Origin of the sequence: Mesorhizobium sp. M7A.F.Ca.CA.001.08.2.1, assembly GCF_003998455.1 — a bacterium.
Taxonomy (GTDB): domain Bacteria; phylum Pseudomonadota; class Alphaproteobacteria; order Rhizobiales; family Rhizobiaceae; genus Mesorhizobium; species Mesorhizobium ciceri.
The window spans coordinates 1-7,420 of record NZ_RZPW01000275.1 but is presented as its reverse complement, the minus strand read 5'-3'; the positions used below and the strand labels follow the sequence as shown (position 1 = coordinate 7,420).

Annotated in this window: 9 protein-coding genes; 6 read left to right on the top strand and 3 right to left on the bottom strand. The window is 63.2% G+C overall.

From position 1 onward, the window contains the following. Nucleotides 1-150: 150 nt before the first annotated feature. Entirely contained in the window at nt 151-414 is a 264-nt protein-coding gene (locus EN914_RS17560; protein WP_013530598.1) for a hypothetical protein, read from the bottom strand. Between the two features lie 497 nt (nt 415-911). Between EN914_RS17560 and EN914_RS17555 the strand changes: the two genes are divergently transcribed. Beyond that, the gene (locus tag EN914_RS17555) at nt 912-1,655 is read left to right on the top strand and encodes a Crp/Fnr family transcriptional regulator (RefSeq protein ID WP_024501747.1); all 744 of its coding nucleotides are present in this window, start codon (nt 912-914) and stop codon (nt 1,653-1,655) included. On the opposite strand, the gene EN914_RS17550 is transcribed toward EN914_RS17555, so the two are convergent. Continuing rightward, on the bottom strand, nt 1,656-1,961 hold the full coding sequence (locus EN914_RS17550) for a hypothetical protein (RefSeq protein ID WP_081714200.1): 306 nt from the start codon (nt 1,959-1,961) through the stop codon (nt 1,656-1,658). 228 nt (nt 1,962-2,189) lie between these two features. Between EN914_RS17550 and EN914_RS17545 the strand changes: the two genes are divergently transcribed. From EN914_RS17545 to EN914_RS17530, 4 genes are all read left to right on the top strand, one after another. Beyond that, the gene (locus tag EN914_RS17545; RefSeq protein ID WP_024501749.1) at nt 2,190-2,936 is read left to right on the top strand and encodes a helix-turn-helix transcriptional regulator; all 747 of its coding nucleotides are present in this window, start codon (nt 2,190-2,192) and stop codon (nt 2,934-2,936) included. 163 nt (nt 2,937-3,099) lie between these two features. Next, nucleotides 3,100-3,393, top strand: a complete 294-nt coding sequence (locus tag EN914_RS17540; protein WP_013530594.1) for a hypothetical protein — start codon at nt 3,100-3,102, stop codon at nt 3,391-3,393. A gap of 217 nt (nt 3,394-3,610) precedes the next feature. Then, nucleotides 3,611-5,581 carry an acyltransferase family protein gene (locus EN914_RS17535; RefSeq protein ID WP_024501750.1) on the top strand — a complete coding sequence of 657 codons (1,971 nt, stop codon included), beginning with the start codon at nt 3,611-3,613 and terminating at the stop codon, nt 5,579-5,581. 111 nt (nt 5,582-5,692) lie between these two features. After that, nucleotides 5,693-5,998: a hypothetical protein gene (locus EN914_RS17530; protein ID WP_024501751.1), complete on the top strand. Its 306-nt coding sequence runs from the start codon at nt 5,693-5,695 to the stop codon at nt 5,996-5,998. 55 nt (nt 5,999-6,053) lie between these two features. Here the strand turns inward: EN914_RS17530 and EN914_RS17525 are convergent, their stop codons facing one another. Then, on the bottom strand, nt 6,054-6,656 hold the full coding sequence (locus EN914_RS17525) for a DUF6456 domain-containing protein (RefSeq protein ID WP_024501752.1): 603 nt from the start codon (nt 6,654-6,656) through the stop codon (nt 6,054-6,056). A 251-nt stretch (nt 6,657-6,907) separates the two neighbouring features. Between EN914_RS17525 and EN914_RS17520 the strand changes: the two genes are divergently transcribed. Continuing rightward, nucleotides 6,908-7,189: a DUF982 domain-containing protein gene (locus EN914_RS17520; RefSeq protein WP_013530587.1), complete on the top strand. Its 282-nt coding sequence runs from the start codon at nt 6,908-6,910 to the stop codon at nt 7,187-7,189. Nucleotides 7,190-7,420: the final 231 nt, after the last annotated feature.

The window sequence follows — 7,420 nt, the reverse complement described above, 5'->3', positions numbered from 1 at the left end:
GGGCGGCAGCGTCACAGGCTGTTCTGGACGGTCCATTCGCGGACAGCACGACCTCCGCGGCCTTCCGCGACATGCCGTATTTCCGGGCGAAGACCGCAGCGTCGTAAGGTTCGTTTTCGGCCGGTGCCGCGGACGTGATCCTGGCCTTGGTCATTGGCGGGTCCGCCTGAAACTCTCAAGCAACTCGCCTTCATTGCGGCAGCCATTCTGGAACAGCGAAAACACCGTGGCTGCCAGAAGCTGCACGTCCGACTCCCCCGACATGCGATCAAATTTGCGCTCCAGGCAGACCCGATCGAAGACGCGCTGGCACAGTTGCAGATCGGAAGGATGGAGACCGGGATTGCGCTTACGAAGGCTCGACATAAGAAGCCCCTTTCGGAGCAGCGGCCACTTTTGATGCATGTCGTCCAAAAGTGACCTCGGCTTTGGGAGAACGACATGCGTAAACAAAGACCCTAAAGCGCATCGCATAAATCCGATCAAACGCGATGCGCTTTAGACGCTGTGGGTCAAAAAATGAAATCGGGCTGAGCAAGAGTCAACATCGGCCTCATCACAGTAAGTATCGTACAATTCTCCCCCCGGTCCTCCCCCTTCTTCGAACGGTCCCCAGGCCCAGCGCGACATGGCGCTTTTCATTGGCCAGCGGATTTTATCGGCGTGATCCGGCGCTCTCATGAAATATGTCGGTTTTGTACCAAATGGCGTTTGGTACGTTTCCGACACTAACATTCAGGCCGATCTTTTCATATGCGAACAGGCGTTGGGGGGCGCCGTGCTTCGAATTTCATATCGCATTGATATCTTTCTGCGTTCAGAGCCCCTATACATAGGCCATCGTCCTCACGTTTTTACGGGCACGGACGGCTGGGAGATTGGATGGCTCTTGCCCTGCATTGGGCCACGCCATGTCTGATCCCAACAAAAACTCTGATCCCGACGGGAACCATCCGTACCGAAACCAACTGCTGCGGCGCATGCCTGCGGATGATCTGGCGTTGCTCGAGCCGCACATGCAGCGCTGCGACTTGCCATTGCGCATGATGCTGGTGACCCCGAATGTTCCGATCGAGGCCGTCTACTTCATCGAACAGGGCATTGGTTCGGTGGTCGCCAGCACGGCAAGCGGCCAAGAGGCCGAAGTGGGCTTCATCGGCTTCGAAGGCATGACGGGATACTCCCTGGTGATGGGCGACGACCGTGCGCCGCATGCCTGTTTTGTCCAACTCGAAGGCGAAGCGATCCGCATCGAAGCCGGCGCTTTCAAGGCAGCTTTGGAGGCAAGTGCGACCTTGCGCATGTTCCTGCTGCGCTTCGTCAACGCACTACAAACCCAGGCCGGCTGCACCGCGCTCGTCAACGCGCGGCTGAAGCTCGAGGAGCGGCTGGCGCGATGGCTGCTCATGTGCGACGACCGGGTGCCCGGCGAACATCTCGCCATCACCCACGAATTCCTGGCCATCATGCTTGGTGTCAGGCGGCCAGGCGTCACCGTCGCGCTTCAATTGCTCGAAGGCCGCGCGTTGATTCGCTCGAGACGGGGCGAGATCGTCATTCGCGACCGCGCCGGGCTGCTGGAACTCGCCAATGGCAGTTACGGCGAAGCCGAGGCCGAATATGCAAGGCTGATCGGCGAGATCGGCGCGGCCTGATCAGGAGCGGCTGCCGCCGGCATCCGGCTTGCCCAATGTCGCTTTGCCGGGCGGTGCCGCACCGCCTTTTATGGGCCCATCCCTGCCGATCGGCCCATCCCTGCCGATCGGCCCATCCTTGCCGATCGGCAAGCCGGCATACTCCAGGCTTGCAAGCTTGCACTTCGTCTGCTCGGCCGCCGCTCCGACAAGGCAATCAATGGTGAACATGGCACCGGCGTGATCGCTTGACGCGACCGCCTGGCGGATCTTCGTCAATTGCGCCTGCGTGTAGTCCAGAAGCTCGACCAGGCCGGTATGATCCAAACCGCCCTCCATTACAGGATGTCGAGAGGCCGATCCGAGGTCGCTCTTGCCACCGAAATACGCCCATTTACACGGCTTGCATAGCCGGACTGTCAGAATCGTACAGCCTACGCTCTACGGGATCGTTGCCTATTGGCCAAAGGTCCATCTTCGCGCCAGCGCCGCGGCATGCAAGTGTATATAAGCTATCGCTTGAATGCTGGTCCGTACGTCTGTCGGGGAGATGTCGTGCCAATTCGCGAGAATCTCGCCGCCAATCTCAGGCGGCTGGTCCAGCGCCACGCTTCCGTCAGCGCGGTGTGCCGTGAGCTTGGCATCAATCGCACCCAGTTCGAGCGCTATCTGCAAGGCAAGGCGGTGCCCAACAAAACCACCGCCAGGCTGATCTGCGATTATTTCAAGATCGACGAAAACGAGCTGTATCGCGAGCCGGCTGTTCCCGCAGCCAAGGGCGACGGCAACGCATCGCTGCGCGAGGCACTGTACGAAAACATGGTGCGGCCGCCGTCGCCCGCCATCGCCGGCGGCACTTATTTCACCTATTTTTCGGTCCCCGGCCGCCCCGACCTTCTGATGCGCTCGGTCACCTTCCTGCGACGTGAGGCCGAGCTGGTCACCTTCAGGCGGGTGACGCGGTGGGCCCCGGGCGATGGCCAGGGTGGCGCCAGAATGCCCGGCAACCACTACGGCGTAGCGATCTCGCGCCTGAACTGGATCTATTTCACAGGCATCAACCGCCGCCAGACAAGCGAGCCCTCGATCATGACCGTACAGTGGGCTCCCATCTCCGAACCGGTTCTGGTCGGCAGGGCGATCGTCCTCACAGGATCGGGGCCGGCCTTTGTGCCGGTCATCATGCGGCAGGACTTCACCAGGGTCAGCATGAAGCGGGCGCTGCAGATGGCCCATATCGTCAGCCTCGACGACCCCAGCGTCGATCGACTGGTGGTCAGTCTCGCACGAGGGACCCGATAAACTCGCCTCCCTACGGGAAAAATCGGGGAAAGTTTCAAGTTTTTCGGCTATATTTTTCCTCGTTTCGGCTTTTCTGCGCAAAAAATGCCGGAACTTTCACCCAAACCTGTCGTTTTCCAATGGATCGTTGCTTCGACGATCCCAAAGCAACAGGAGAGTACCCATGAACATCAAGATGATCTGCTTGGGCGCCATGGCACTTTCGATGGTCGGCGGCGCGGCGTTTGCCAAAACGTCGGCTCTCGACGATCCAGCCAAGATGCAGCCCTTCTACACCGATAGCAGCATGAAGACGATGGTCAGCAACGACGACTTCGTGAAAGCCTGGAAGGCCCTTACGCCGGACGACCAGACCGCGATGATGAAGGCCTGCGAGGACGAGGCGAAGGACGCCACTGCGGCCAACAGCCATCCCGAATTCTGCAGCAGCGTGAAAGCGAACGGCGGCAGCAAGTAGCAGTCCAGCAACCCGAATGAGAAACAGCCCCGCGCGGGGCTGTTTTGCGTCTGCCGCAGGTGTGCAGACAAGCCAGCCACGCAAGGATCGGGCCCGGCCGGCACCCGGCCCATCTCCCCATTTCTGCCATGTTGCACTGCGATAAATTTGTTGCATTGCGATATCGGCCTGCACCGCCGACATTGCACAGGGGCTGGGCTTGCACGAGGGAGCCGTCGTGGCAGCATCGTTCCGGCCGGACATACAAGGATTGCGCGCGCTCGCCGTCGGCGGCGTCGTCGCCTACCATTTCGGCCTCACCGCGCTCCCCGGCGGCTTTGCCGGCGTCGACATCTTCTTCGTCATCTCGGGCTGGCTGATATCGACCCACCTCATGCAGGAGCTCGGCGAGACCGGCCGGCTCGACCTCTGGCGCTTCTATGCCAGGCGCGCGCGGCGGCTCCTGCCGGCAGCTTTGTTCGTCATCCTGGTCACGCTGGCCGCCGGCTACTTCATCCTGGCGCCGCAGGAGCAGGCGCTCTATTCGCGCGGCGCCATGTTTGCCTCCGCCTATGCCATCAATCTGTGGCTGCTGCGCTGGTCGTTCGACTATTTCGCCGCCGACGCCACCAGCAATCCCTTCATCCACTTCTGGTCGCTGTCGGTGGAGGAGCAGTTCTATCTAGCCTGGCCGGCGCTGCTTCTGCTGGCCGCCTGGCTGCGGCCGGGCCGGCGAACGGCCGCAGCCATGATCGGCGTGGTCGGCCTCGCCTCCTTCGCCGCCTGCCTGTGGCTGACCAGCCCGGCGCCGGCCTGGGCCTTCTATTTCTCGCCGCTGCGCGCCTGGGAGTTCGCTGCCGGCGGCCTGGCGACGCTGGTCCCCATGGCTTTGCTGCAGCACCGCATCTGGCTGCGGCCAGCCCTTGGCTGGCTCGGCCTGGCGCTGATCGCGACCGCCTATCGCCTGTTGAACGAGGACCTGCCCTTCCCCGGCTGGTATGCACTGCTGCCGGTTGCCGGCACCGTGCTGGTGCTGCTGAGCGGCGGCTGCGGGGAACAGACCAACGGGCGGACCGACCGGCACGTCCTTGGCCCGGCCACCGCTTTGTCGCTGCCGCCCTTGCAATGGATCGGCACGCTCTCCTATTCGCTCTATCTCTGGCACTGGCCGGTCATCGTCTACGCCGGGATGCTGACGCCCGATCTTACGGTGCCGCAGCGGCTGGGCTGCGGCGTGCTGGCGCTGGCGCTGTCGGTGCTCACCTATCACCTCATCGAGAACCCGGCACGACGCGGCGCCTGGCTGACGGTGGGCGCTCGCGCGCTCGCACCCGCGCTGGCGCTGACCGGTGCCGGCGTGGCGGTCGCCTACGCCAATGCGCATCTGGCCACGCGCAACATCGGTCCCGAGCAGCGCGGCATCGAGCAGGCGGCCGAAAGACCTTCCATCGCGCGGGCCGTCGACAAGAACTGCCTGGCCGACTTCCAAACGGTGACGCCGAAACCCTGCATGTTCGGCCCGGCCGATGCCACCCGCACCATCGTGCTGTTCGGCGATTCGCACGCCGACCACTGGTCGACGCCGCTGATCGAAGCAGCCAGGCGCAACGACACCAAGGTGGTCACCTATCTCAAATCATCGTGCCGCGCCTCGCGGCTCTCCACCTTCAACACGGTGCTGAAGCGCGACTACACCGAATGCGACGCCTGGCGCGAGCAGGCCATATCAGAGATCATCCGCCGCAAGCCGCGCCTGGTGGTGATCTCCGAATTTTCCATCGGCAATCTGACCCGCGATCTGCCCGCCGCCGAACGCACCGCCGAAGTAGCGCGCTGGCAGGCCGGCCTGCGCTCGACCTTGCAGGCCTTCAGCCGGGCCGGTGTCGAGACGGCAGTCATCCGCGACACGCCGATCAACGCCAGCTTCGCCGGCTCCTGCGTGGCGCGCACCCTGTGGTGGCGCGAGGCACCCTCGCCGCACTGCGACACGCCAAGGGCCGAAGCCGCCAACGACAGCACCGCCGCCACCGAGCGCGCCGTGGTGACCAGCGTGCCCGACACCCGCTACATCGACCTCACCAACCAATTCTGCGGCCCGACCACGTGCCACGTCGTCATATCAGGCAAGCTGGCGTTTCGTGACAGGCACCATCTGGCGACAGGCTTTGCCGAGACACTGGCGGGGCCATTGGAGAGGGCCTTGTTTTAGGCGCCTGGGCATCTGCGCCCCGGTCTGCATTGTTCGTCACATCTTACGAATCTGTGGAACGAGGCTGCAACTCGGCAGTTATATTAGCCTAACCTTGAAAAGGAGGCAGCTATGAAAAAGCTCCTGCTTGTTTCGGTTATCGCCATTGCTTCGGCGGCGGCGATGATCGCCCCCTCCGACGCCCGCAGCCGTATCAGTATCGGCATTGGCGGCTATGCAGACGACTATTACGGCGACGATTATTACAATGGTTACGACTATGGCGATCGCTACTATCGCCCTTATTACCAGTACGACGCCTATGACAACGGCTACAGGCCGCGCTATTACCACCGTCACCACCGTTGCCACATCGCACTGGTCAAGCATTGGCGCCATCACCACAGGATCGTCGAGGAAATCCGCGTCTGCCGATGATCTGATCCTGTGAAAAATGATCCGGCCGGCGCCGCCGGCCGGATATTTGCGCCGCTCACCCCACCCGCCTCCTCATCATCATCCCGTAATGCACTGCCAACAGATCCAGCCCCACCTTCAGCAGCTTCGTCACCACGTTCCGGCCCTCGCCGGTTTGCTCGGACAGGCGCTTGAGGGAACCGTCCGCGCAGCAGACTTGTCGTACCACGGCGGCCACCTCCCAATGGCCTAACGCTCTTGTGGCGGCGGCATAGGCCCTGCCGGCGTCGAGAACGCTGTCGGCGATGCCGCCGCCCTCGCGGCCGCCGTCGATGCGCTCGGTCCAGCGCATCGGCTTGACATCAGCCTGCTGACTGCAGCGGAAATCCTCGCGGTAGCGCAGGCCTGCCTCGCGCTGCTGGCGCGACAGCGAGGTGATGCCGACGAGCGCATCGATGGCGCGCAGCCGCACGATGCCGCCGGTCGCGGCGCAGCCGTCATTCGACACTTCGTAGACACGCGCAGCCTCCAGCGTGCCCGCTGCCAGCCGCTTGCGGCCGAAGGCGTCATCCCTGAGCGCGAAATCATGGCCGATCTCGCGGCGTATGCGCACCTGCTCGGCCTCGCCCTTCGGCAATTTCGGCGCCTGCGGTTTTGCGGGTCTGGTCTTTTTGCTCATGGAAGGCTCCTGGTTGGGATGGGTGGTGGAGGCCGGCACGTGGCGATCCTTCGCGCGCCCTCGGCGCTGCCGGGCATCTCCCCACGCGGTGGCAGAGCGGAGCGGAGCGCTGCTCGGTTGGCCTTCAATGAACCGTAGGTCGTCGCCTCTTCGCCGCCGCGCCAGCATCCCTGCCGTCCGGCATCCAGGCTGATGGAACCGGCGCGAGTTTTCGACGTTATGTCGCGTCCATGCCAAGGGGAGGTTCGCCGATGACAGCCTTCATGCCGGTTACCGTGCGCTTTTGCGACAACAAAACCATGCTGGTCAGTTCGGTGGCCGGAGCCGCCGAGGCACTGCGCCACCAATGGCCCGACAAGACAGCGCCTGGCTATCTCGAGGCTTCCCGGCTGGTTACGCTCGCCGTGGACGGCATCTGCTGCCAGCGCATCGCGTTCGACGCCTTCACCAGGGCGGCCAAGCAGCAGAACATACTGGTCGACAGGCCCAAAAGCCGCGCCCATGACTGGCTGGATGCGGTGGCTAGCCCGTGAGGAGCGGGCGCCGCCCGAAAAATTGATGCAACCGGCCCCCAGCGGGGCGCGTTTATGGGTGCGGTAGCTGGAGCCGCGCGCAAAGCGAAGGTGAACGCCGTGGGTACGATGAAAACCGGAGTGCCGCTCAAAGTGCGGGTGGAAGATGAGATCGAAGAGATCGAAAGCGTCAGCGAAGCCGCCGATTTTCTCCAGCGCTGGCCGCTGGAGCGGCGCGGTCATGTCTACCGC

What these genes read in the sequence shown, in the direction of transcription:
- EN914_RS17555 (WP_024501747.1), top strand. Translation starts at nt 912, where the DNA reads ATGTCTGATCCCAACAAAAACTCTGATCCCGACGGGAACCATCCGTAC.
- EN914_RS17540 (WP_013530594.1), top strand. Translation starts at nt 3,100, where the DNA reads ATGAACATCAAGATGATCTGCTTGGGCGCCATGGCACTTTCGATGGTC.
- EN914_RS17530 (WP_024501751.1), top strand. Translation starts at nt 5,693, where the DNA reads ATGAAAAAGCTCCTGCTTGTTTCGGTTATCGCCATTGCTTCGGCGGCG.
- EN914_RS17525 (WP_024501752.1), bottom strand. Translation starts at nt 6,656, where the DNA reads ATGAGCAAAAAGACCAGACCCGCAAAACCGCAGGCGCCGAAATTGCCG.
- EN914_RS17520 (WP_013530587.1), top strand. Translation starts at nt 6,908, where the DNA reads ATGACAGCCTTCATGCCGGTTACCGTGCGCTTTTGCGACAACAAAACC.